This window comes from Rhizobium sp. Root708, assembly GCF_001429725.1.
Lineage (GTDB): Bacteria > Pseudomonadota > Alphaproteobacteria > Rhizobiales > Rhizobiaceae > Rhizobium.
This window is the reverse complement of the sequence record NZ_LMHV01000001.1, coordinates 371,883-396,094: the sequence shown is the minus strand read 5'-3', so window position 1 is coordinate 396,094 and position 24,212 is coordinate 371,883. Positions and strand designations below refer to the sequence as shown.

11 protein-coding genes are annotated in these 24,212 nt (G+C 60.1%); 2 read left to right on the top strand and 9 right to left on the bottom strand.

All coding sequences use genetic code 11. From position 1 onward, the window contains the following. Positions 1–10 precede the first annotated feature (10 nt). Both ASE04_RS01865 and ASE04_RS01860 read right to left on the bottom strand, forming a co-directional pair. On the bottom strand, positions 11–1,396 hold the full coding sequence (locus ASE04_RS01865) for an MFS transporter (protein ID WP_056811017.1): 1,386 nt from the start codon (positions 1,394–1,396) through the stop codon (positions 11–13). Positions 1,397–1,427: 31 nt separating this feature from the next. Then, positions 1,428–6,203, bottom strand: coding sequence for an NAD-glutamate dehydrogenase (locus ASE04_RS01860; RefSeq protein WP_056811014.1), 4,776 nt, complete (start codon positions 6,201–6,203; stop codon positions 1,428–1,430). A gap of 250 nt (positions 6,204–6,453) precedes the next feature. Here ASE04_RS01860 and pdxY point away from each other — a divergent pair, with 250 nt between their 5' ends. Both pdxY and ASE04_RS01850 read left to right on the top strand, forming a co-directional pair. Beyond that, positions 6,454–7,329: a pyridoxal kinase PdxY gene (pdxY, locus tag ASE04_RS01855; protein ID WP_056811011.1), complete on the top strand. Its 876-nt coding sequence runs from the start codon at positions 6,454–6,456 to the stop codon at positions 7,327–7,329. A 69-nt stretch (positions 7,330–7,398) separates the two neighbouring features. Further along, on the top strand, positions 7,399–8,040 hold the full coding sequence (locus ASE04_RS01850) for a carbonic anhydrase (RefSeq protein ID WP_056811008.1): 642 nt from the start codon (positions 7,399–7,401) through the stop codon (positions 8,038–8,040). A gap of 42 nt (positions 8,041–8,082) precedes the next feature. Here ASE04_RS01850 and ASE04_RS01845 read toward each other — a convergent pair whose 3' ends face one another. The 7 genes from ASE04_RS01845 to ASE04_RS01815 all read right to left on the bottom strand — a co-directional run bounded on the left by ASE04_RS01845 (position 8,083) and on the right by ASE04_RS01815 (position 24,207). Continuing rightward, positions 8,083–8,904 carry a lytic murein transglycosylase gene (locus ASE04_RS01845; protein WP_056811005.1) on the bottom strand — a complete coding sequence of 274 codons (822 nt, stop codon included), beginning with the start codon at positions 8,902–8,904 and terminating at the stop codon, positions 8,083–8,085. 164 nt (positions 8,905–9,068) lie between these two features. Beyond that, positions 9,069–10,103, bottom strand: coding sequence for an aspartate-semialdehyde dehydrogenase (locus ASE04_RS01840; protein WP_056811002.1), 1,035 nt, complete (start codon positions 10,101–10,103; stop codon positions 9,069–9,071). Between the two features lie 319 nt (positions 10,104–10,422). Continuing rightward, positions 10,423–11,649, bottom strand: coding sequence for an OpgC family protein (locus ASE04_RS01835; RefSeq protein ID WP_056810999.1), 1,227 nt, complete (start codon positions 11,647–11,649; stop codon positions 10,423–10,425). A 98-nt stretch (positions 11,650–11,747) separates the two neighbouring features. Further along, complete coding sequence (locus ASE04_RS01830; protein WP_056810995.1) at positions 11,748–20,267, bottom strand: GH36-type glycosyl hydrolase domain-containing protein; 8,520 nt, start codon at positions 20,265–20,267, stop codon at positions 11,748–11,750. 300 nt (positions 20,268–20,567) lie between these two features. After that, complete coding sequence (locus ASE04_RS01825) at positions 20,568–21,344, bottom strand: crotonase/enoyl-CoA hydratase family protein (RefSeq protein ID WP_056810991.1); 777 nt, start codon at positions 21,342–21,344, stop codon at positions 20,568–20,570. Continuing rightward, the gene (locus tag ASE04_RS01820; RefSeq protein ID WP_056810988.1) at positions 21,344–22,219 is read right to left on the bottom strand and encodes a hydroxymethylglutaryl-CoA lyase; all 876 of its coding nucleotides are present in this window, start codon (positions 22,217–22,219) and stop codon (positions 21,344–21,346) included. The genes ASE04_RS01825 and ASE04_RS01820 overlap by 1 nt, the downstream gene beginning before the upstream one ends. Then, complete coding sequence (locus ASE04_RS01815) at positions 22,216–24,207, bottom strand: acetyl/propionyl/methylcrotonyl-CoA carboxylase subunit alpha (protein ID WP_056810985.1); 1,992 nt, start codon at positions 24,205–24,207, stop codon at positions 22,216–22,218. Before ASE04_RS01815 ends, ASE04_RS01820 begins: the two co-directional genes overlap by 4 nt. Positions 24,208–24,212 lie beyond the last annotated feature (5 nt).

Below are 24,212 nucleotides of genomic sequence, written 5' to 3'. Positions count from 1 at the left end.
TGACGAAATCCTACGCCCTGTCCGCCGGATAGGGCGTACGGATCAGAAGAGCCAATCCGCCTGCAAGAAACAGCACCAGCGTTGCCATGCCGAGCCGCGACGAGCCGGAAGCAAATGTGACCGCCGAGAACAGCAGTGTCGCCATGAAGCTCGTCGCTCTGCCCGACAGGGCATAGATGCCGAAATAGCGTCCGGCTTCGCTGTAGGAGACGCTGCGGGCGAGATAGGATCGTGACGAGGCCTGGACCGGGCCGAATGCGAGCCCGATCAGCAAACCATAACTAATGTAAGCCTTTTCCGCAGCCGTCCCGAAAAGGCCGCCGCTATCCGCGGCAGGCAGTGAGACCAGACCGAAAAGCGTATAGCCGGGTCCCGTCGACACAATCCCGATGGTCGCAAGCAGCAACATCGTCAGGCTAAAGAGCACGGTCACTTTCGACCCGATACGGGAATCGATATATCCGGCGATGAGGCAGCCGAAGATCGCAACGACATTCAGGATGATACCGTAGATGCCGATCTCGATCGTCGCCCAGCCGAACATGCCGGCAGCGAAGGCGCCGCCGAGGATAAGCAACCCATTGACGCCGTCCTGATAGATCATGCGCGCTATCAGGAAGCGAAGGATACCGGGCCGGTTTCGTAGCTCCCGCAGAGTGTTTTTCAATTCGGACAGTCCGACGCGGATCGCGCTCCTCAAGGGCCGTCCGCGCGCGGCATCCGGTGTGAAGAAAAGCATGGGCAGGATGAAAACCAGATACCAGCCCGCCGATATCGGGCCGGTAATGCGCGCATCCTCGCCGGTGTGCGGATCGAGGCCGAACAGCGGCGTGAAGCCAAGAATGGTCTTGCCGGTCTCGGGGCTACCAGCCAGCAGAACGACGACCGTGATCAGAACGATCATGCCACCAAGATAACCCAGCCCCCAGGCGGTGTTCGAGAGCTTGCCAACTTCGTCGCTGCCAACGAGCCGTGGCATCATCGAGTCGTTGAAGACGATCGAAAACTCGGCGGCGATCGAGGCGAAGATCATGAAGATCATCGGATAGATAACCGGTGAGCCCGGTGCGGCATACCAGAGGCCGCACAGGCTGGCGATCTTGATGACGGCGAAGAAGCCGATCCACGGCTTGCGCCTGCCCGACTGGTCGGCAATCGAACCCAGGATCGGAGAAAGGATGGCAATGATCACCGAAGAGATCGTTGCCATGTTGCTCCACATCGTCTGGGCCGAGACCGGATCGGCGGTCAACCGCGATACAAAGTACGGCCCGAAGATGAAGGTCGTAACAACTGTAAAGAACGGTTGAGCCGCCCAGTCGAAGAACATCCAGCCCCAAATGCCTGCCCTTGTGGCTTTTGCAGGTCGGGCTCCCGTCCAGTCAATGCGATTCACCGGTCTGCTCCAATTTTTGGAGCGGACTGTCTCACCTCATCCCATCTCGTGCAAGGTCGGTCAGCAAACCGGCAGCAACTGTTATGCGGGCGAGGTTTGGATCGCCGTTTTCGCTGAGCGTGGAGAGTTCCTCGGCGATGCGGTTGATCTTGATACGATCGCTCGCATGCCAGGCATGAACGGGGAGCTTCTCGCTGCCATGATTGGAGAGGGCTGACACAACGATGTCCCGCCTTGCGCTGGCAATCTGATCGAGGCTGCGCGCAAGCGCCAGATAATCGTAATGATCCGACGTGACGATCCGGCCGCCGGCAGCAAGCAGACGCCCAATTCTGAAGGTCTGGCTTACGGCGAAGTAGCTTTCCGCGGAGCGTACCAGCGGCTCGCTGGTTCGTTCGGCGATCTGCATGATCTCGGGCACAAGGACGAACCGCAGTAGATGCGCGATCTCGGCGGCAAGCTTCTCCGGAACGCCGGCGCTCTGGTACTCGCCTTGGCGAGCTTCGAGTTCCGGAACAACCTGCCCGGCAAAGACCGGCTGCAGTTTCTTGAGTGCCGCGCGCAGTCGCTCGATCGTCTCGGACATGTCGCCCTTGGTCATCTGCATCTTGAGCAGGAGGCGGGTCAGCACCGTGAAGACATGGCTGATCTCTTCGTAGATCCTGTTCTGCATCGCACCTGATATCTTGCCGTCCAAGGCGTCGGTCTCGGCCCAAAGCTTGGTGAGGTCAAAGCCGTCCCTCGCAATGATCGCGGCACGGACAACCTCCGGCGCAGCGGCAGCCGTCGCATCCATCATGCTGACCACGAAACCAGGCCCCCCCCGGTTGATGGCATCATTGGCAAGAACGGTGGCGATGATCTCGCGGCGCAGACGGTGGCTTCCGATGTCGGCGGCGTTCGTCTTGCGCATCTTGGCGGGGAAGTATTGTGACAGGGTTGCCGCGAAATAGGGATCGTCGGGCAGTTCACTGGCTGCCAAGGCGTCGAACAAGACGATCTTTGCGTAAGACAGCAGCACGCCGATCTCAGGACGCGTCAGCGGCTTGGATGCGGCATAGCGTTCGGTCATGACGGTCTCGTCCGGCAGCAGCTCGACCTTGCGATTGAGCTGCTTGGCGGCTTCCAGCACATTCATGAAGCGTGCGAGTTCGAGGCCGTTTGCCGTCCCTTTGCGTTCGATCAGCGATATTGCCAGCGACTGCAGATAGTTGTTCCGGAGAACGAGATCTGCGACTTCACTTGTCATCGAGGAAAGAAGCTGGTCGCGCTTTCCTCTCGTCAGGCGCCCATCGTGCATGGCAGCCGCTAGAGCAATCTTGATGTTCACTTCAACGTCGGAGGTGTTGACGCCGGCGGAGTTGTCGATTGCGTCGGAGTTGCAGCGCCCGCCTCGCAGACCGTAAGCGATACGGCCGCGCTGGGTGACCCCCAGGTTTGCGCCCTCACCGATGACCTTGGCACGCACGTCCTCCGCGCTGATGCGGATGGGGTCGTTTGCGCGGTCGCCCACTTCGGCGTCGGTCTCGAAGGCCGCCTTGACGTAGGTTCCGATGCCGCCGAACCAAAGCAGGTCAACCTGGCTCTTCAGGATGGCGGTGATGATCTCGAATGGTGTCGCGACTGTCTTGTCGATCCCGATCACGGCCGCTGCCTGCGGGGTCAGCGAAACGGATTTCGCCGAGCGTGAGATAATCATCGCCCCTTCGGAAAGAACGCTCTTGTCGAAGTCCTGCCAGCTCGATCGCGGCAGGTTGAACAGGCGTTGCCGTTCGGCCAGCGTGTTTTCCATATCCGGCTCCGGATCGATCACGATGTCGCGGTGATCGAATGCTGCGACCAGTCTGATCTTCGGAGACAGAAGCATACCATTGCCGAAGACGTCGCCGGACATATCGCCCACCCCTGCAACGGTGAACGGCGTCGTCTGGATGTCGATGTCCATTTCGCGGAAGTGGCGCTTCACCGTCTCCCACGCGCCGCGCGCCGTGATGCCCATCTTCTTGTGATCGTAGCCGGCAGAGCCGCCAGAGGCGAATGCATCGTCGAGCCAGAAGCCGGCTTCCTGAGACAGCGCGTTGGCGGTATCGGAGAAGGTTGCAGTGCCCTTGTCGGCGGCGACAACGAAGTACGGATCGTCGCCATCGAGCCGAACCGTATTGTCGGGAGGCACGATATCGGCGCCGGAAATGTTGTCGGTGATCGAAAGCAGCGTGCGGATATAGGTCTTGTAGGCTTCGCGACCAGCATTGAAGATTTCATCGCGATTGCCGCCGACCGGCAGCTTCTTGGGATAGAAGCCGCCCTTTGCGCCGACGGGTACGATGACGGCGTTCTTGACCTGTTGCGCCTTGACCAGGCCAAGCACCTCTGTGCGGTAATCTTCCGCGCGGTCCGACCAGCGCAGGCCTCCGCGAGCGACGCGACCGAAGCGCAGATGCACACCCTCGACCTCAACACCGTAAACGAAGATTTCGCGGAACGGTTTCGGCTGCGGCAGGCCTTCAATCAGCTGCGGATCGAGTTTGAACGAGAGCATCGCTTTCGCCGAGCCATCGGCGCTGCGCTGGAAATAGTTGGTGCGCAGGGTGGCGTCGATGACGTTCACATAGCGGCGCAGGATACGGTCATCGTCCAGGCTCGGCACGTCTGCGAGAGCGCTTTCGATCTTGTCGTGAAGCTCGACCACCTTCTTTCCGCGGTTCTTTTCAGACAGCTTGGGGTCGAGCGCCTCGTGGAACAGGCGGAAAATTAGCGCGGCGATAGCCGGATACTTGTCTAGCGTATTCGCGATATAGTCCTGAGAGTAGGCAATGCCGGCCTGACGCAGATAGCGCGAATAGGCGCGCAGGACACTCGTCTCGCGGGCCGAGAGGCTTGCCGACACGATCAGCCGGTTGAAGCTGTCATTGTCGATGACGCCGCCGAAAGCTGCCAGAAAAGCCTCTTCGAGTGTGGCACCGTGGCGCTCCAGGTCGATTTTGCCGCTTCCCCGTGCCTCCAGTTCCATATCGTGAAGAACAACCAGTCGTTCCGAACCGTCGTTCAACGTGACATCGATTTCGAATGTGCCTTCGCTGACGACGTTGAAGCCGAGGTTCTCCAAGAGCGGCACGCGTCGAGACAGAGCCAACTGATCGCCGGCATGGAAGATCTTCAGGCAAAGCAGATCCTTGCCGTCCTTCGACCGCGTATAGAAAGCGATACGGATCTGTTCGCCGGATGCGCAGGCGGTGATGTCGGCGAGATCGCTGAAGGTTTCTTCCGGTGGAAACAGGTCCTGGAAGGCATGGCTTACGGAAATACGCGGTGCCTTCGGCCCGGCAAGCAGTTCAAACTGGCTGTCCCAGCGCGCGGTGATTGCGCGGATCGCTTCTTCGAGTCTTACCTGCGGGATACGCGCCGTCTTGCCGCCGGAGCGGCCGATGATGAAATGGACGCGCGCGACGCCGCCTTCCGGGAACGCCGGATAGTAAGCCGAAACGCGGCCGTCATAGACGGTCTTCAGGAAGGTGCCGATCCGTTCGCGTACGATAGAGTCATACTCTTCGCGCGGCACATAGACGATAACCGAGACAAACCGATCGAAATGGTCGATGCGCGGCAGAGCCCTGACCCGTGGTCTGTCCGCGAGATCATTGATCTGCTCGGCAAAGCCTGCGAGCAGGGTCGTGTCGATCTGGAACAGATCATCGCGCGGGTAGGATTCCAGCGTGTTGTCCAACATGCGGCCGGAGTGGCTCATCGGGTCGAACCCGAAGTGATCCTTCACCTTCGCGATCTTCGATCGCAGGAGCGGAATCTCCGCCGCCAGGGACGTGTAGGCCGTCGAGGTGAAAAGCCCGACAATGCGCAGTTCGCCGGTTACATTTCCATCGGCATCGAAGCGCTTGATCCCGACATAGTCCATGTAGGCGCGGCGATGCACGATCGACTTCACATTCGCCTTCGTCACGATCAGGAATTCGGGACCGTCGAGGAAGGCCAGAATCTCAGGTGTTGTCGTGACCGCGTCCTTGCCGGTGCGAAGCACCAGAACATCGGGGTTGGCAAGTATGCCCAGTCCGGTTCCCTTGCCGCGTTCGACCTTGGCGTTGGAACCTTTCCCAGAATAGACGTACTCACGCATTCCGAGGAAGGTGAAATTGGCATCGCGAAGCCATTTCAAGAATGCCAGGGCCTCGTCGCGATCAGCCTTGCGTCGGCCAGCGTTGTGCGATGCGAGTTCGTCGATGACGGTGCTCAGTTTTGCAAGCATGGGCTTCCAGTCGGAAACCGTCAGTCGCACCTGCTCAAGCACTAATTTGATGCGCTTGATGAGATCCGCGGATTGCGCTCCGGTCAGCGGCGCGAGGTGGAGCTGTATATGGCTGACGCGGTTGGCGGGTTCGCTGGCATGGTCGGATGAATAGAGCTCAGCGGCCCTTCCCGGCTCGATGACCAGGATCGGATGCACCGCCATGAAGAGATCGCGATAGGTGCTCGTCACCTCGCCCATCACTGACTCATAAAGGAAGGGCATATTGTTGTCGGTGACCGATAGGATCGAGACGGCGATGCCATCGGGTTCGACGTTCGCGACGGTCTCTATGCTGATGCGCGGTGCAGTGCCGGTCCAGGCGGAAAGCTCCTGGGCGCAATGGATCGCGGACAGGGCGAGCATTTCCGGCGTATAGCGCTCGAGATCATCTCCGCTGGCGCGGCCAAACAGCACCTCGGGTGCGAGAAAGTTCTCTCCCGTCGCTGCCGCGATCTTCGCGGCGCTTTCGATCTGTTTCTCTCGTTTAGGATTATTTCGAGCAGCCATTGAAAATGTTTCCTCACTTCCCTGATTTCGGGAGACTAGCAGAAGATTTGGCGGAAAAATCTCTAAAATAGTGGCATCGGAGATAGTTTTCGTGCGTTTTTATCGCAATTCTCGCCGGATTCGAAAAGGTTAGGACTCGCTAAATCCGCACCGGCCGTTCCCGCAAGACAGATCATCTTCTCGTGACGAAGAGTTGACAGTCGAACAGTAAAAAGACGATCAACGCGAGGCCACAAACGGATCGGATGCCATGTCGCAGAATGCCGCAGGAACAGTCATCGTCATCTCCAGTCATGTCGTGCGTGGCTCCGTTGGAAATCGTGCTGCGGTCTTCTCTCTCGAGACACTGGGGCATCAAGTTTGGGCATTGCCAACGATCGTGCTGCCGTGGCATCCGGGTCATGGCCGATCGACGCGTTTGACCTTTGCCGAAAGCGACTTCGACGCGGCGGTTGACGATCTTATTCGCGCCCCGTGGATCGGCGAGGTGAAAGCGGTTCTGTCGGGCTACTTCGGAAATGCGGCGCAGGCTCGCTCGGTGGCGCGGCTTATCACCGCTCTGCGGGAGCAAAATCCTGAGCTGCTTTATGTTTGTGATCCAGTTATGGGTGACTTTGGCGGCCTCTACGTTCCGCAGGCAACCGCCGAAGCGATACGTGACCATCTGATACCGCTGGCGTCGCTTTCAACGCCCAACCGCTACGAACTGTCCTGGCTGGCTGGCGCGCCGCTGGAAAGCAACATCGACATCATGGATGCGGCGCTTTCACTGGGGCCACCGCGAATGCTCGTTACCTCTGCGGTACCCATGATGGCCGGAGGAACGGGAAACCTTTACTTGTCCGGGCGGCATGCGCTGCTCGCCGAGCATCGCATGATCGAGAATCCGCCCAACGGCTTGGGCGACCTGCTGGCAGCTCTCTTCCTCTCGCGCCTGCTCTCAGGCATGGAGGACGAAAAAGCCCTGCAGCTTGCGACAGCCAGCGTCTATGAGGTGCTGGCGCGCGCTGTGAAGCGCGGCAGTGACGAGCTCACGCTGGCCAGCGATGCATCCAGCCTTTCCACTCCAATGGCGATGGTGCAAATGCGTCGGCTTATCCATCCTGCGCAGAAACATCGGCGCTAGATATCGAGCGGCTGTCATTCTAAAGTGTGGCGGTTGATATTGTTGGGTCCTGACTATAAGCGGAGAGCTATGCTGCGTTTTCCAAATACCCTTCTAGACGGCTATCGAAACTTCATGAGCGGGCGTTATGCCGATGCCCGCGATCGATACAAGACGTTGGCTGAGAATGGTCAAAGCCCGAGCACGCTGGTCGTTGCCTGTTCCGACTCCCGGGCAGCTCCGGAACTGATCTTCGATTCAGGACCGGGCGAGCTCTTCGTCGTCCGCAACGTTGCCAACATGGTCCCGCCCTACGAACCGGACGGTCATTTCCATGCGACCTCTGCAGCGCTGGAATTTGCTGTTCAGGTTCTGAAGGTGTCGGATATCGTCGTGATGGGTCACGGTCGATGTGGTGGCATCCGGGCCGCGCTCGATCCGAACGCTGAGCCGCTTTCGCCGGGCGATTTCATCGGTCGTTGGATGTCACTTGTGCGGCCGGCCGCCGAGCAGATCCAGAGCAATGACGTGATGACTCCGTCGGAACGGCAAACCGCGCTGGAGCGCGTTTCCATCCGTAATTCGATCGAGAATTTGCGGACGTTTCCCAATATCAAGGCGTTGGAAGACGCTGGTCAGATCCAGCTTCATGGTGCCTGGTTCGATATTTCGACCGGCGAGCTCTGGGTCATGGACGCCGAGACGCGGGACTTCATTCGTCCGGACGCCTGATAAGAAGCGCGTCGAGGTCTCCCCCGACGCGCTCTGCGAACGTTAGTTCGCGTCGATCTGCTGACCGATATAGGCGATAGCCTGCTGATACACGGTTGCGGCATTCCAGCCCGCGATGGCCGTGAAGTTCGGCTCGCCCGGCTGATAGCCGGCGCCGGGCTGCCAGCCGTGGCCCTTCAGGAAGTTCGCTGTGGAAGCCAGCGCGTCCGCACGCGAGCCGACCATGTCGACACGACCATCACCATCACCATCCGCGCCGTAAAGAACGACGTTACGGGGCAGGAACTGCGTCTGGCCGATCTCGCCGTGCGCGGCACCCCGTGCCTGCGGGTTCAGGTAGCCTTCGGATACCAACTGTAGAGCGGCGTAGAGCTGGTCAGTAAAGTAGGCGGAGCGGCGGCAATCATAAGCCAGGGTCGAAACAGCGGACATGGTGTGCTGATTGCCCATGTAACTGCCGAAGCCGGTTTCCATGCCCCAAATCGCGATCAGTGGGCCGGCCGGAACTCCGAAGCGGCGCTCGATCGTTGCGAAGAGCTGTGCGTTTGCACGCTTCATGGATTTGCCGCGCGTGATGATTGTCGCACCGCCGCGCTTCTGCATGAAGGCGTCGAAGGAAAGCTTGAAGCTTTTCTGGCCGCGATCAGCCGAAATCGTCGGGCGATTGTAGACGACGTTGGCAAAGGCCTTGTCGAGGACAGAAGGGCTCACGCCATTGGCTGCGGCTTCCTGCTTGAAGGAGACGACCCAAGCATCGAAGCCTGCGCCGGTATTGCCGCACTGTGCCGCTTCGGCTATCGCCGGAACGACGTGGAAAATGGACGCAGCCGCTATCGTGGCTAACAAAAGTCTTTTTAAGCGCATGAAGATACCCCGATCCCGATCTACCCAGCCACGGACAGGCTACACCTGACGCTTGGCGATATTGTCACGGCAACTCTTGCAAGCCCGGAAAACGGTTTTGATTCCGCGCCTGAAATAAGCCCGACCTTTAGACCGGGCTTATCAAGACATGGTTAACAATTCGTTCAGGCGACCTGCTTGCGCGGCTTTACGAGGCCACGATTTACCAGCAGTTCAGCGATCTGAATCGCATTCAGGGCAGCGCCCTTGCGCAGGTTGTCGGAGACCACCCATATGTTCAGGCCGTTCTCGACCGTCGCGTCCTCGCGAATGCGCGAGATAAAAGTCGCGTCTTCGCCAGCGGATTCGTAAGGCGTGATGTAGCCGCCGTTCTCGTGCTTGTCGATGACCTGGCAGCCCGGTGCTTCGCGAAGAATATCGCGCGCCTGATCCGCAGTGATTTCGTTCTCGAACTCGATGTTCACGGATTCAGAGTGGCCGATAAAGACAGGAACACGCACGGCGGTGCAGGTTACCTTGATCTTCGGATCGAGCATTTTCTTGGTCTCGGCAAGAACCTTCCACTCTTCCTTCGTGTAGCCATCTTCCATGAACGAATCGATGTGCGGGATGACGTTGAAAGCGATGCGCTTGGTGAACTTCTTGTTCTCGATCGGATCGGCGACGAATACCGCGCGGGTCTGATTGAAGAGTTCGTCCATGCCGTCCTTGCCAGCGCCGGATACCGACTGGTAGGTCGACACGACGACGCGCTTGATCTTCGCGAAATCGTGCAGCGGCTTCAAAGCGACGACCAGCTGGGCGGTCGAGCAGTTCGGATTTGCAATGATGTTGCGCTTGGTGAACTGCGTGATGGCGTCCGGATTGACCTCCGGCACGATCAGCGGCACGTCGGCGTCATAGCGCCACGCGGACGAGTTATCGATCACGACGCAGCCCTGCGCACCGATCTTCGGCGACCACTTCTTGGAGACCTCGCCGCCAGCAGACATCAGGCAGATATCCGTATCGGAGAAATCGTAGTTCTCGAGATTGGCGACCTTCAGCGTCTTGTCGCCATAGGAAACCGTCGTTCCCTGCGACCGGGCCGATGCCAGCGCTACAACTTCATCTACCGGGAAACCACGCTCGGAAAGGATGTTGAGCATCTCTCTGCCCACATTTCCGGTCGCTCCCGCTATCGCAACTTTAAAACCCATTTCTCAAGCTCTCTTTCTCTTCTCTCCTCTTGTCCGGTGAGGGGGAAGCGGCGAATGGATCGCGGCTTCCTGTCCCCAGCCGGGCCGGGGAGAGAGCGGCAGGCCAGAGACGTCAGACGGTTTTCGTCGTCGTTTTGGCCTTGGTTTTGGAAGAAACCGGAACGGCAATATCCATCCCGGCACTTGGTGCCTGGTCATTGCTCACAGCAATGGCGTGTTCGTCGCGAACCATGGATATTCCTTTTCCAAAGCTGCTCATAAAAGATTTTGCCCAAGAGTCAAGAATTTTGCGCCGCGACGCGGGCCAATACCGCCTGTCTCACTTTCGTTTCATATCCCGCATATGGCTGGCGCGAACCGGCACCGGTTGCATCCCGCGATGGGCCAGCTGGGGGCGATCTGCCCGGCCAAGCTTGCGCTTGCGCTCAAGGTGGTACGCATAGGCAAACTGCAGGGCGATGCCGAGGACGACGAAGATCGGACCAACGATCTGATCTCGATTGTTGATGTAGAGGATGACCTGCCCGACCATGGCAAGGATGGTACCGGCGACGAAGATGTTCAGCGAATGGCGACCGAAGATTACCAGGGGATTGTCTTCCGAGCGGCGCAGAAGCTGGGAGAGAGCCGGAATGTTGATCACGAGGTAGGCAAGCGCCAGGACATGCAGAAGACGCGGTAGCGACAGGAATGTCTTGTCGAAGCCGGTCAAGACAGGGGGCAGGCCTAGGGAAGCAAGAGCGTTTCCGAGGCCCCAGTACTGGCCGACCACCCAAACGAACGACAGTGCGACATAGCTCGCCGACAGAAGCATCAGGAGCGGGTGAGCCGGAAGCTTTCCGCCATTGCGAACATGCATCATGCCGACGATGCCGATCGTGAACAGGAATTGCCAGGACAGTGGGTTGAGGAACCAGTACCCCTCGATCAACGTATTGTGAGGAGCAATCTCGAAGACGCCGGCAGCCAGCCAGACGCTACCCGATACTGCCAGTGCGAGGAGCGGGCTCCGGGCATTCAACAGCAGGACAACGGGTACGATCAGCATCAGCGCGCCGTACATGGGCAGGATGTTGTTGTAGCCAATCTGATGCCCGAGCAGTAGCAGCGAGGGAATTCCAGCCTGCAGGTTCGTGAGGACTGCAAGGATATTGATCTCACACAGCAGACCCGGACGGTGGAATATCCAGGCGCCCGTCAGGAAGAGCGCAAGGGTCATGAACGTCGTGATCATATGCGCGAGGTAGAGGGTGAAGGCACGCTTGGCAGCCTTTTTGGCCGTTACCAGCCATGACGCAACTTCGAAGCGGGCGCCGTAGGCAAGTCCGACAGCGATTCCCGAAATCAGGACAAATGCCTCGGCCGCGTCGGAGAAGCCGAAGTTCTTGGTCGTGAGGGCCTCGAAAATCTGCCCTGGGACGTGATTGATGAAGATCGTTATCAGCGCCAAGCCCCGGAGAACGTCGAGCCTCGTATCGCGCTTCCCGTTTGCGGCGGCCGAAATGGTAGCCTTCCCGACATGATTAGTGTCTGGCCGTGATAACATGAACCTCTCCTGCTTTCCGTCTTGCAAACGCCGTTGCGGCCAAAAGGTTTCCCTTTTGGCCGCAACGAAACGCCGGATGGTAAGCTTGAAGATGCTGGTTATCCGACCGGATATCCCTCGTCGGGATCGGTGACTTCGCGTCCGTTGATGGTCACATCGTAACCGCGCGGATGGGACGATTTTGAGACCGAAATGAGATATTTAGCGCCCGAATGCTCTATCTCCGCCGAGAAGCCTTCCCACGCGCTCGGCAATGCCGGACGAACATGAAGGCGACCATCCTTTAGCCGGATTCCCAAAATGCCCTCGATGGCAGCGCGATAAAGCCAGCCGGCCGAGCCTGTGTACCACGTCCAGCCGCCGCGACCCGTCAACGCGCCTTCGCCGTAGACATCGGCAGCAATGACATAGGGCTCGACCCGATAGCGTTCGGCCGATGCGACATCGCGGGCATGGCTGATCGGGTTGAGAAGATCGAAGCAACGCAATGCGTCGTCGCCTCTATTGAGCTCGGCAAGTGCCATGACCACCCAGGTTGCCGCATGCGTGTACTGCCCTCCGTTTTCGCGCACGCCGGGCGGATAGGCCTTGATATAGCCCGGGTCCTTGGCGGAGTTGGCAAAGGGTGGCGTGAACAGCCGGATGATCCTTGCGTCGAAGTCGACAAGCTTCGAAAGAACCGACTCCATCGCCTTGGCGGAGTGGGCCGTGTCGCCTTCACCGGAAAGAACGCTCCACGACTGCGCGATGGAGTCGATCTGGCATTCGAGGCTTTCCTTCGATCCCAGCAAGCTGCCATCGTCGAAGGTGCCGCGGCGGTAGTGGGCACCATCCCAGGCGGCGGTTTCGAGTGCCGCCTTGAGTTCCTGGAGGTGTGTTGCCCAGCGCGTGGCCCGAACCGTGTCGCCGCGTTCCTCGGCGTAAGCGCCGAACGAGCGGAGCGCGCCGGCAAGGAACCAGCCGAGCCATACGCTCGTGCCCTTGCCGCCAATGCCGACGCGGTTCATGCCGTCGTTCCAGTCGCCGCCAAGGAAGAGCGGCAGGCCGTTGGCACCCTTGCGTTCGATCGCAAGATCGAGCGCCATCGCAGCGTGCTCGTAAACGCTCACCTTGTCTTCGGAAATCTCCGGCCGGTAGAACGAGTCGTGCTGACCTTCAAGGAGTTCTGGCCCTTCGACGAAGGCCAATTGCTCGTCGAGCACGCTCTTGTCGCCTGTGACGGTGCAGTAGTGATGGATGGCATAAGCCAGCCAGACCACGTCGTCGGAGATCATCGTCCGAACGCCAGCGCCGGTGCCCGGCAGCCACCAATGCTGCACGTCTCCTTCACGGAACTGCCGTGAGGCCGCATTGAGGATCTGCTTTCGCGCGATCGATGGCTCGTGCAGCACGAAGGCAAGCGAATCCTGCAACTGGTCTCGGAAGCCGAATGCCCCGCTCGCCTGATAGAAGGCCGTCCGGGCCATGATGCGGCAACCGAGGCTCTGATAGGGCAACCACGTGTTGACGAGGTTGTTCATGCCCTGGTCAGGCGTGGAAATCTGCAGCTTGCCGGTGAAACGCTGCCAGAAGTCGCGGTTCGCATGAACCGCATCATCGAACTTGACCTGCTTCACTCCGGCAATGACGGCGCGCGCCTCTTCCCTTGTGGCGGTATCGCCGAGGTAGAAAACAATGTCGCGTTCTTCACCGGCTGCGACCTCGATGTCGATCGCAAGCGCAGCCGCCGGATCGCCGTCGAGTTCGCAAGCGCTCGAGAGCACAGCACCGCTATTTACAGCCTTCGGCGCCTGGATGGTTCCCGCCTTGCCGATGAATTCGCGGCGGCTGGCGGTGAAGCTCGAGATCTTTTCACTCGCGGCGCAGAAGGCAATCCGCCCAGAGTAGTCGATGCTGTAGTTGTTACCCGCGAAAAGGGCATCAGCTTCGGCGTCATGCTCCGAGAGGATGAATGGGGCCGTCTTCTGCGAGTTGTTGCCGAGGACCCATTCAACATAGCCGTAAAGGCGCAGTTTCTTCGCCGTGGCGCCGGTGTTTCGTAGCCGGAGCCGCTGTAGTTTCACCGGCCGTTCGCGGTCGACCGTCTGCGTCAGCTCAAGCGCCAGCTCGTTCTGAACGCTCGAGAAGACCGAGTAGCCGAGGCCATGCCGCGCTTCGAAGCGAACGTCCGGCCGCTGAGAAAGGGCAGCATAAGGTGTCATGACGGCACCGTTATCCCGGTCCACGACATAGATCGCTTCGCCGGGCCGGTTGATGACAGCGTCGTTCGACCATGAGGTCAGCTGATAATCGCGCGAGTTGGTGCTCCAGGTGAAGCCAGCGCCTTCCGCCGACACGTGGAACCCGAATTTCTCGTTCGAGATCACGTTGATCCACGGATGCGGCGTAAACGTGCCGCCTGCCAGGCGCACGACATATTCACGGCCGTCGCCGGAGAAGCCGCCGATGCCGTTCCAGAAGTTGAGATCACCCTCTTCTTCGATCTGTACACCCGGAACCGCTGCCGGCGCTGCAGGCGTGATGCGCTTGGTCGGAGGCTTTGCGCGATCTGCCCGCTCCAGCTCCTGCTGCTCCTCCTTGGAGGGGGCAAACAGGGCGACGGCACGGTTGATCTGATCGATGATCTTGCCGTTCTTGGCGTGGAAGGTGACGCGCGACGCGGAAATGAGCGCGTGGTACGTCGCCTCTTCCATCAGATCCTTGCGAACCGTGAAGATATGCTGCCTCAAGCCATCGGCCTGGCCCAGACGACGCACGTTCTCCGCCATCTGGTCGACCGCGTGCTGCATGTCCTGAGCATAGGAGGAAGCCCGCTCATTCATGATGACAAGGTCTGCCGTCACGCCGCGTGAGCGCAGGTATTCTTGGGCCAGCAGCGCTTCACGGGCGATATCGAGGTCCATGTCATCATTGATGCGCAAGGTGAAGATCGGGAAGTCACCCGAGATCGCCAGCGGCCACAGCGAGGACTGCGACTGCATGCCTGCTTCGACCGCTGCGGCATCAGCGCGTAGATGCATATCCGGATAAACGAGGTGGCGGCCGAGATACTGGAAGGCCGCCGCCTGTTGCGACGTCACGCCGACATGGCGCATCTGCACCTGCGTGCGCGTCCATGCCTGGACGAGTTCGTGATTGAAGGCATCAGCGTGCCTGTAGCGGTTGACGGCCTGATCGACCTCGTTGCGGGTCGGCGCGGCGATCGTCCAGAAAATCACGCTGACCTTCTTGCCGGCCGGGACGCGCACGGTGCGCCGCAGAGACAGGATCGGATCGAGCGTAAAGCCGTCTGTGCCCGAAAGCGTTGCACCGGCATCGAAAGCCGCGGCATTAGCCAAGCTACGGCCGCGTCCCAGGAACTTGCGACGGTCGGTCTCGAACTCCGTGTGACGCGATGTGCCGGCACTGTCGACGATTAGGTGTGCAACGGCCATGTTCGGCTCGTTCGGATCACGCTTGTTGCGTTCGGCACGGATGACGTCGCCCCGCTTGCCGACTTCCGTCTTCACGAACATGCGCGCGAAGGCGGGGTGAGCGTTGTCGGTATCATCGGTCGTCAACACGGGCTCAAGGTAGGATGTGACCTCGATGAAGCGATCTTCGGTGCCGCTGTTGATCAGCGTCAGCCTGCGGCCTTCCGCATCGTGTTCGGTGGCAACGATGCATTCGACTTCGCTGGTCAGATCGCCGACGGTCTTGGTGAACTCCGCCTTCTCGTCAGCGAAGAGAACCTTGACCTGCTCGCCTTCGACGCTCTTCGGTTCCGCCGTCGTCGACCACCATTCGTTGGTCGTCGTGTCGCGCAGGAAGATGAAGCTGCCCCAGCGATCTTCCGTTGGGTCGGATTTCCAGCGCGAAACAGACTGGCCGTTCCAGCGTGCGTAACCGGCACCTGTTGCGGTCAACATCAGGGAATAGTGACCGTTGGAGAGGAAGACCACTTCCCGGTCGCGTTCCGACGGATTGTAGATCTTGCGTAGTTCCGGACGCAGCAGATCGTCATGGATACTGGCGGGCGTATCGGATTCATGTTTGCCGCTCATGACGGGGATGTCGCGCGGTGCCTTTTCCTGGAGAAGAAGTTCCGCAGCCTCGATGACCGGATCCGAGTGGAAGAGTTCCCGGAGATGGCCGTTGAAGGCAACGTTGGCAACGGCCGCGATCGACATGCCGTGATGGTGTGCATAGTAGTTGTGGACGATCGCGCAGGTCTTGCCTTCCGGCACGCGCGTCGGCGTGAAGTCGACCGCGTCATAGAAACCATACTTGCCGAGCGCGCCGAGCTTGCGCAGACGCTCGAGGTTCTCGAGTGCGGCTTCCGGATTGTACTGGCTGGCGAGAAGCGAAGCGTAAGGCGCGATGACCGCATTGTGGCCGAGGCCGCGCTTGAGGCCGAGCGATGGAACACCGAAGTTGGTGTACTGATAGTTCAGGTTATGGTCGCGCGCATTGAAGGCGGCTTCCGAGATACCCCACGGGATGCCAAGCTTGCGGCCATAGTTCATCTGCTCGACGACAACCAGATTGTTGGTCTGGTTGAGAATGCCGCCGCCGCGCTCCTGCATGACGAGTGGCGGCATCAGATATTCGAACATCGAGCCGGACCAGGAGACAAGTGCGCCACGCGATCCGACCGGCACGACCTGGCGACCGAGACGGTACCAGTGCTCCGTCGGCAGGTCGCCCTTGGCGATGCCGAAGAGGCTGGTCAGACGGCATTCGGAGGCGAGCAGATCGTAGCAGGCCTGATCGAGCTCGGCGCTCTCGACACGATAGCCGATCGACAGCAGGCGACGTTCCGGACGGAACAGGAAGCCAAAATCCATCGAGAACGCGAGATCGCGTGCCTTGTCGCGCAGTGCGACCAGGCGCGGCCGCAGGGCGTCGATGTTGGCGAGGTCGAAGGTGCTGTCGGAGATATGCGCTTCGCAGACCTTTACCAGCGATTCCGCCCAGCGGGTGACCTCGGCGCTCAGCGCCGACTTGACCTCGTGGTCGAGGTTTGCCGCCAGTTTCTGGATGTCGCGGGCGAGGACTGCCAGGTTGATGATGCGGATCGACGCGAACTCGTGTTCTCGCTTCACGGCTGCGAGCGCATTCTGGAAACCGATGATGCGTTCTTCCAGGCGGCGGCGCAGCGGACGCACGGTCTTGCGGTCGTCAGGCAGTTCCGCCAGCGCTTCCGCAAGGATGCCCGCGGTATCGCCAACGCCGTCGAGGTTGCCCTGCATATGCGCCGAAGGCGCTTCCGCCCAGTTGCGGCAAGCGGACGAGATGGCGATCAGGTGACCGGCGAGGTTGCCGCTGTCGACGGCGGAAACGTACCGCGGCCCAAGCGTCTGCAGCGTGTCGGTGTGGTACCAGTTGAACAGATGGCCGCGGAACTTCTCCATCTTGTCGACGGTCGCGATCGTCTGCTCGAGCCGTTCGAGCGTCTCCTCGAAGGAGAACCAGCCGAAATGTCGTCCGGAAACGACCGAGAGAAGGTAGACGCCGATGTTCGTCGGCGACGTGCGCGCGGCCACGATGATGTGCGGTGTTTCCTGAACGTTGTCAGGCGGCAGGTAATTCTGTTCTACCGTCGTGAACGCTTCGTAGTAGCGCCAGGTGCGGCGCGCGATCTTGCGAAGCTCGCTGGAAACGGCATCGGGGACGTGCATCCGATCTTCCGTCTCTGCCGATTGGCTGACGTAATAGGCGACGAGCGGAGAAAGGATCCACAGCAGCGCGAACGGGATGCCGACGAGATATGCCTTGTCGCCGGAGAGGGCCGCGAATGCTAGGGCGAGCATGGCGAGAACGGGCGCATGCCACATCGCTTTGTAGTAGGACGCGACCGTGCCCTGCTTGCCGGCCTGCACGCTCGCTGCTGTGCGCCACTGGAGCATCAGCTTGTGGCTGAAGAACAGACGGTAAATCGAGCGACCGATCGCATCCGCCATCATGCAGGCGGAGTCGGCGATGAACACGATGCGCAATGCCACCTGGGCATTCGCTGCGCGGATATCCGACCAGACTGTGTAAAGGTGGGCGCGAGCCACGATGTCGCTCGTCCGCGGGATAATGCCGTTGATCAAAGATAGCGTCGGGGCAACGAACAGGCAGAAGATCAACAGGATCTGCCACACCAGCGCGCCGAGCGGGTCCATGAAGTACCAGCCAAGCACAGATGCGAAGAACCAGGCGATCGGCGTCAGCGAACGGCGCAGGTTATCGAACATCTTCCAGCGGCCGAGAGCGGTGACGCCGTGCTTGGGGTTGAACATGTAAGGAAGTAGCTGCCAGTCACCACGCGCCCAACGATGCTGGCGGGAGGTTTCCACCTCGTAGCGGGTCGGGAAGTCTTCGACCAGTTCAAGGTCCGTGACGAGTGCGCAGCGTGCCATCGAACCTTCGAGAAGGTCGTGGCTGAGAACCGCGTTCTCTTCGATGCGACCCTTCAGAGAGGCTTCGAAGGCATCGACGTGATAAAGACCCTTGCCGGTGAAGGTGCCTTCGCCGGCAAGATCCTGATAGACGTCCGAGACCGTGAAGACATAGGGGTCGAGGCCGCGGTTGATCGAGAAGACGCGCTGGAAGACAGAGGCATCCTTGCCTGTTGTCAGCGACGGCGTCACGCGGGGCTGCAAAACGCCGTAGCCGCTTTCGACGCGTCCGGTCGCCGGGTTCAGCACCGGACGGTTGATCGGGTGATAGAGCTTGCCGACAAGCTTCGTAACCGTGTCGCGCATCAAGCGCGTGTCGGCGTCGAGAGTCATTACGTACTGGACGTTCTCAGGCACGACGTTGGCGCCCGGAAGATAGGTCGTGTCGCGGTCGCCGCGCAGGAGCAGATTGAGCTCGTGCAGCTTGCCGCGCTTGCGTTCCCAGCCCATCCATGCGCCTTCGGAAGGGTTGTACAGGCGGCGGCGGTGCAGGAGGTAGAAACGCGTCTTGCCATCGTAAGCGTAGCGTGCCGACAGATTGGCGATTTCGCGGCGGGCGTAGTCAAGAACTTCCAAGTCCGCAGCGGTTTCTTCGACCTGGCTGTCCGGCCAGTCGCTCAGCAATGCGAAATAGATTTCACCACGCGGGTTCGCGAGGTAGTGAACCTCGATGTTGCGGACAAGTTCGTCGACGCTATCCCGGTTCGATATCAGGCAGGGAACGACGAGCAGCGTCCGGGCGTCTTCGGGAATGCCTTCCTTGAACTCGTAGCCGACGAGGCGTGCCGGGGTAACGAAGAAGGAAAGCACGGTGTTGAAGAGACCGGTCGCGCCTTCGGATGCCGGCAATGCGAACATGATCAGCAGGAGTGCGATTTCAGCCGGGCCCATGCCCGCGTGCGACATGAAACGCCCGACGATGACCATGGCGATGATGGTCAGCAGAACCACGGGAACCGCGATCGACAACCAGTTGAATTTGCGTACGGCACGGACGAAGTGCTGGACCAGTGTGGGACGATAGGTCGCTCTCGCCTCGAGCTTCGGGCGCTGCATTCCCGCCAGGAAGCCGCCAACGTTCGGTTCGTGAGGCTGTGGCTCTTCGGCGCTGCGCGCCTCGTCCGTCATATCGAGCGCGAGCTGCGCGATCTCCATTTCGCTCATCGTCGAGCGCTTGGCGAGCTTCTCAATCTGTTTGCGATACTTGTTGCGTGATCCGGAATCCAGAACGCCGTAGTCCGAGTTTTCCCAGAGCAGCCTGTCCACATGGCTTACCTGCTCTACCCAGACCGACCATTCCGTGTCGTCGATCTCGCGCAGGCTACGGATGATGTTGCCCATCGTGACGTTACCGGAGGACAGGCGGCTGTGCTCCGCCATCGTCGTACCTTCGGTATCTCGTCCCAGCGCTTCCAGCCGGTCGTCGAGCCACGCAATCGCGAGGCTCGACGCCTGCGAGCCATCCCGCATGCGGTAGAGGAACTGCGTCGAGAACGTATTGTCTTCCGCCAGCGATTCCAGCGACTTCAGGTATTCCGCCGCTTTGCCAGGCTCGGTCAGGCGCACAAGCGCATCGGCGGCATCATTTGCCTGCCGGCGCATGCGACGGCTGCGTTCGACGCGGATCGAAATGCGCCGCAGGTTCTCGACGAGGACGTATCGAACGAGGGATGGCAGTGCCCAGAGTTCGCCGATCCGCAGCGTCTCTGTTTCCTGAAAGCCGTCGACGAGCGCCGTCAGGCTTTCCTGCGAGATTGTACTGTGCGTATGCGCAACATAGAGCCACGCCAGCGCAAGCGTCCGCGGAACCTGGACGCCGCCGACCGAGATCGTCGGCAGTTCGCGGTAGAACTGCTTCGGAAAATCGCGGCGGACTTCCTGGATCGCCTCTTCGACGATGTAGTGGTTATCCAGCAGCCATTCAGCGGCTGGCGTAATCGTCTCGCCGGATTCCACATCCGCCGCCGTCGTCCGGTAGACGCGCAGAATTTCCTTCTCGTTTTCCTTATGCCGAGCAAAAAAATCGAAGGGAGCAAAGGCGGGCAACGACGCCACACCCTCACGCGCTACGGAAGCGCCCATCGCCTTTATGTCTTCGATAGAAAGATAGGTCGAACGGATCGAGTCATTATGATCGATCTGCTTCGGTTCGGACTCGCGGGATGAGCTCGGAGACGTGGCGGAAATAGACATGGGTCGGTTCTGGATCCAGACGAGGTTGTGGTGATCAGCGTTGCCTTGTGCACTGCCGAATATGACTGCCGCATGAACAATTTCACGTCCTTAGCCGTGAAAGCCAGACGAAACGCGCGCAATAATCATCAACGATGCGAATCGATTTAGACGCACAAACAGACGGGCTGCGTGGAAGGCGAGGAACGGCCCATCCCCCACGGAGCCAAACGGGAAAGTTGGACACTATCGGAATAAATCAAGTCAAGAGTTTTCACCGTCGTAGCCGTCGATGGCAGGGCCCGGGCTCGATCGCTCATCCTAAACGCCGCCGGATGCACGTTCCGCGAAGAAGGCTGCGATCTTCGTTTGGGCTTCTTCCGTCTCCCAGCTATCGGCGAGCTTGCGAACGACGTCGTCGATGACTTCGGCGGTGACCTCGCTGGATAGGGAAGCGACCAGTGACTTCGCGCGAGCGGCCGCTTGCGGCGATGCGGCAAGAAACTCGTCGATTTCACTATTCAAGGCGGCATCGAGATCATCGCTGGCAACCAGGGTCACAAGTCCGATCTTCAAAGCAGTGGCCGCGTCGAAGAGTGCACCCGACACAAAGAACCGGCGGGCGGCCGGCGCACCAATCCGGGCGATGACGTAGGGGCTGATCGTAGCCGGTATGATGCCCAGCCGAACTTCGGTCAGGCCGAAACGCGCGTGCGGGCTCGCGACAGCGCTGTCGCACACGGAGATCAACCCGATCCCGCCGCCAAACGCATTGCCCTGGACGCGGGCAATCAGCGGCTTCGGAATATCGTTGAGGGCCTTGAACATCATAGCAAGTCGCCTCGCTTCAGCCATTCGCTCAGTTCGCGATGCGGTAAACTGCGATCGCATCCAGTCGAGATCGCCGCCGGCACAGAAGCTTTTGCCGTCGCCTGCCAGCACAATAAGGCGGACGGCGGGATTTGCCCCAAGGTTCTGTGCTGCTACCGTCAGGTCGTCAATCATCTCAGGCGACATTGCGTTGTGCTTTTCAGGGCGCTTCAAGGTAAGCCGGGCAACGCCCCGTGCGTCGGTGGTGATATCGACCGTCTTCGGCATCACTCCGCGCTCCTCAGGCCATGCGCGAACGCGGCCGCTTCCTGCAGTTTGTCCGTCAGCAGGCCGGTGCGGAAGCCTTTTCGCGAGAGGTAATGGGCGACCGCCAGCGTATCCACGTTGCCGGCCGAGCCTGGTGCATAGGGGCACCCGCCAAGGCCGCCGACAGACGCATCGAAGACCCGCAGTCCATGCTCGATCGAGACGCCGATATTCTCAAGCGCCCAGCCATCGGTGTCGTGAAAATGGCCAGCAAGCATGGTTGCCGGGGCGGAAGAGAGAACCGTCAGCAGCATTTTGTCGACCGCCTCCGGACGACCCTTGCCGATGGTATCGCCAAGGCTGATCTCGTAGCACCCCAGCTTGTGCAACTGTTCGACGACATCAGCGGCAGCGTCGGGCGATACCGCACCTTCATAGGGACACTCGACAACGCAACTGACATATCCGCGCAAGGGGACACCCCTCTCCTTGCTCGCAAGCGCGATCGGCCGAAATCGCTCGATGCTTTCGGCAATCGAGCAGTTGATGTTGTGTCTTGAAAAGCTTTCCGAGGCGGAAGCAAAGATCGCTACTTCATCGGCGCCGGCAAGCATGGCGGCTTCGAAGCCGCGCATATTGGGTGTCAGCACCGCATAACGAACGCCCGGCCGGCGCCGTATCGAGGCCATCACCTCGTTGGCGTCCGCCAGTTGCGGCACCCATTTATGGCTGACAAAGCTCGTGACTTCGATGCGTTCGAAACCGCAGTTGGAGATCATGTCGACAAGCGCGACTTTTGCTTCGGTAGGAATGATCCTCTTTTCGTTCTGAAGTCCGTCACGCGGCGCCATTTCGACAATCGAGACGTCACGAGGAAGCAACGCTTGTTCCGTCACGAGCCGGTTTCCTCCGCTTTGAGCGTCAGGAGAACGGTCCCTTCGCCGACATGCTGCCCTTCATAGACATCGACCAGATCGATCGTCCCATCGCGTGGCGCAACCAGGCTGAGCTCCATCTTCATGGCTTCCATCACGACGAGAGGCGCGCCTTTGGAAACCACGGCACCTTTCTCCGTCCGGACAATTTTGACGAGACCGGGCATGGGGGCGACCAAACGGTCTTCGCTCTCGTCATCTTCTGCTGCTTCGCTGAGTGGATCGGGAAGGCGAAATGCGTGCGTTAGACCGTCCAGGTGCAGGGTCAGATGGCGAGAGACGGCGCCTGCCTTCACCTCGACCTGCCTGCCGTCGACTTCCGCCTTGTACGCCCCCTCGCCACGGCCAACGATTTTCACGGGGATGACGCGACGGCCGTCATGGACAGCGAAGAAATCGAAACCCTTGGCGGCAACCCGCAGACTTGCGTGGCCACCTTCATATTCGAGCGTGACGATCCGCTGCATCTCGCCCCAAAGCTGCCAGTGGCCAAGGGCCGACCAAGGATTCGCCTGAGCCGGCGGGGAAGTCGTTTCGAGCGACAGCACAGCGGCAAGGGCGATTACGCCATCTTCAGGAGCACGGGTTTCCGTCAGTTGCTGGAAATTTCGGTCGATGACGCCTGTGTCAGGGTGTCCGGCATTGAATTCCTCCAGATTGGCCAGGCGCCCGAGAAATTCGAGATTGGTGGTGACGCCGGCCACATAAGACGTTCTCAACGCCCTGTTCAGCCTGGAAAGGGCAGCCGCTCGCGTCGCCCCATGAACAATGATTTTTGCAATCAGGGGGTCGTAGTAAGGTGATATCACATCTCCGGCCCTTACTCCGCTGTCGATGCGGGCGCTGACGTCGGTAAACTCGAGCTGTTTCAGTGTCCCGGTGGCCGGCAGGAAGCCCCTGGCAGCATCCTCGGCGTAAAGCCGTGCTTCGAACGCCCAGCCGTAAATCTCCAGTTCTGATTGCTTCATCGGCAGCGGCTCGCCGGCCGCGACCCGAAGCTGCCATTCGACCAGATCGACGCCTGTTATTGCCTCGGTTATCGGGTGCTCCACCTGGAGGCGCGTGTTCATCTCCATGAAGTAGAAGCGGTCCGGCGACAGCCCGCTCGAGACGTCGGCGATGAACTCGACGGTTCCCGCCCCCTGATAACCGATCGCGCGGGCCACACGTACGGCGGCGTCACCCATGGCGCGTCGCATCTCCGGCGTCATGCCAGGCGCGGGTGCTTCCTCGATCAACTTCTGATGTCGTCGTTGTAGAGAGCAGTCCCGCTCGAAGAGGTGAACAACGTTGCCATGCTGGTCGCCGAAAACCTGGACTTCAATGTGTCGAGGTTGAAGGAGATAGCGTTCAAGAAGGATCGCATCGTCGCCGAACGAACCTTTCGCTTCTCGCTTGGCCGCCTGCAAAGCTTCGGAAAAGTCTTCTTCGCGGTCGACGCGGCGCATTCCCTTGCCACCTCCGCCCGCGCGCGCCTTGATGAGAACCGGATAGCCGATCAAGGCCGCCTGATCGGCAAGCAGGCCCTCCCCTTGCTCCGCTCCGTGATAGCCGGGCACCACCGGGACGCCGGATTGTTCCATCAGGCTTTTTGCGGCGTCTTTCAGTCCCATTGCACGGATTGCCGATGGCAATGGACCGATGAAGACAATGCCGGCCTGTCCGACCGCAGCCGCAAAATCGGCGTTCTCCGAGAGGAAGCCGTAGCCGGGATGGATGGCGTCGGCGCCGGTACGCTCTGCCGCCGCGACGACCCGCTCGATGGAGAGGTAGCTGTCTTCGGCGGGCGCTCGACCCAGACGAACAGCCTCATCCGCCATCTCGACATGCAGGGCACCGACATCGGCGTCGGAATAGACAGCAACGGTCGCGATGCCCATGCGCCGAGCGGTCCTGATGACCCTGCAGGCGATCTCACCACGGTTGGCTACAAGAATTTTCCGAAACATCGGCG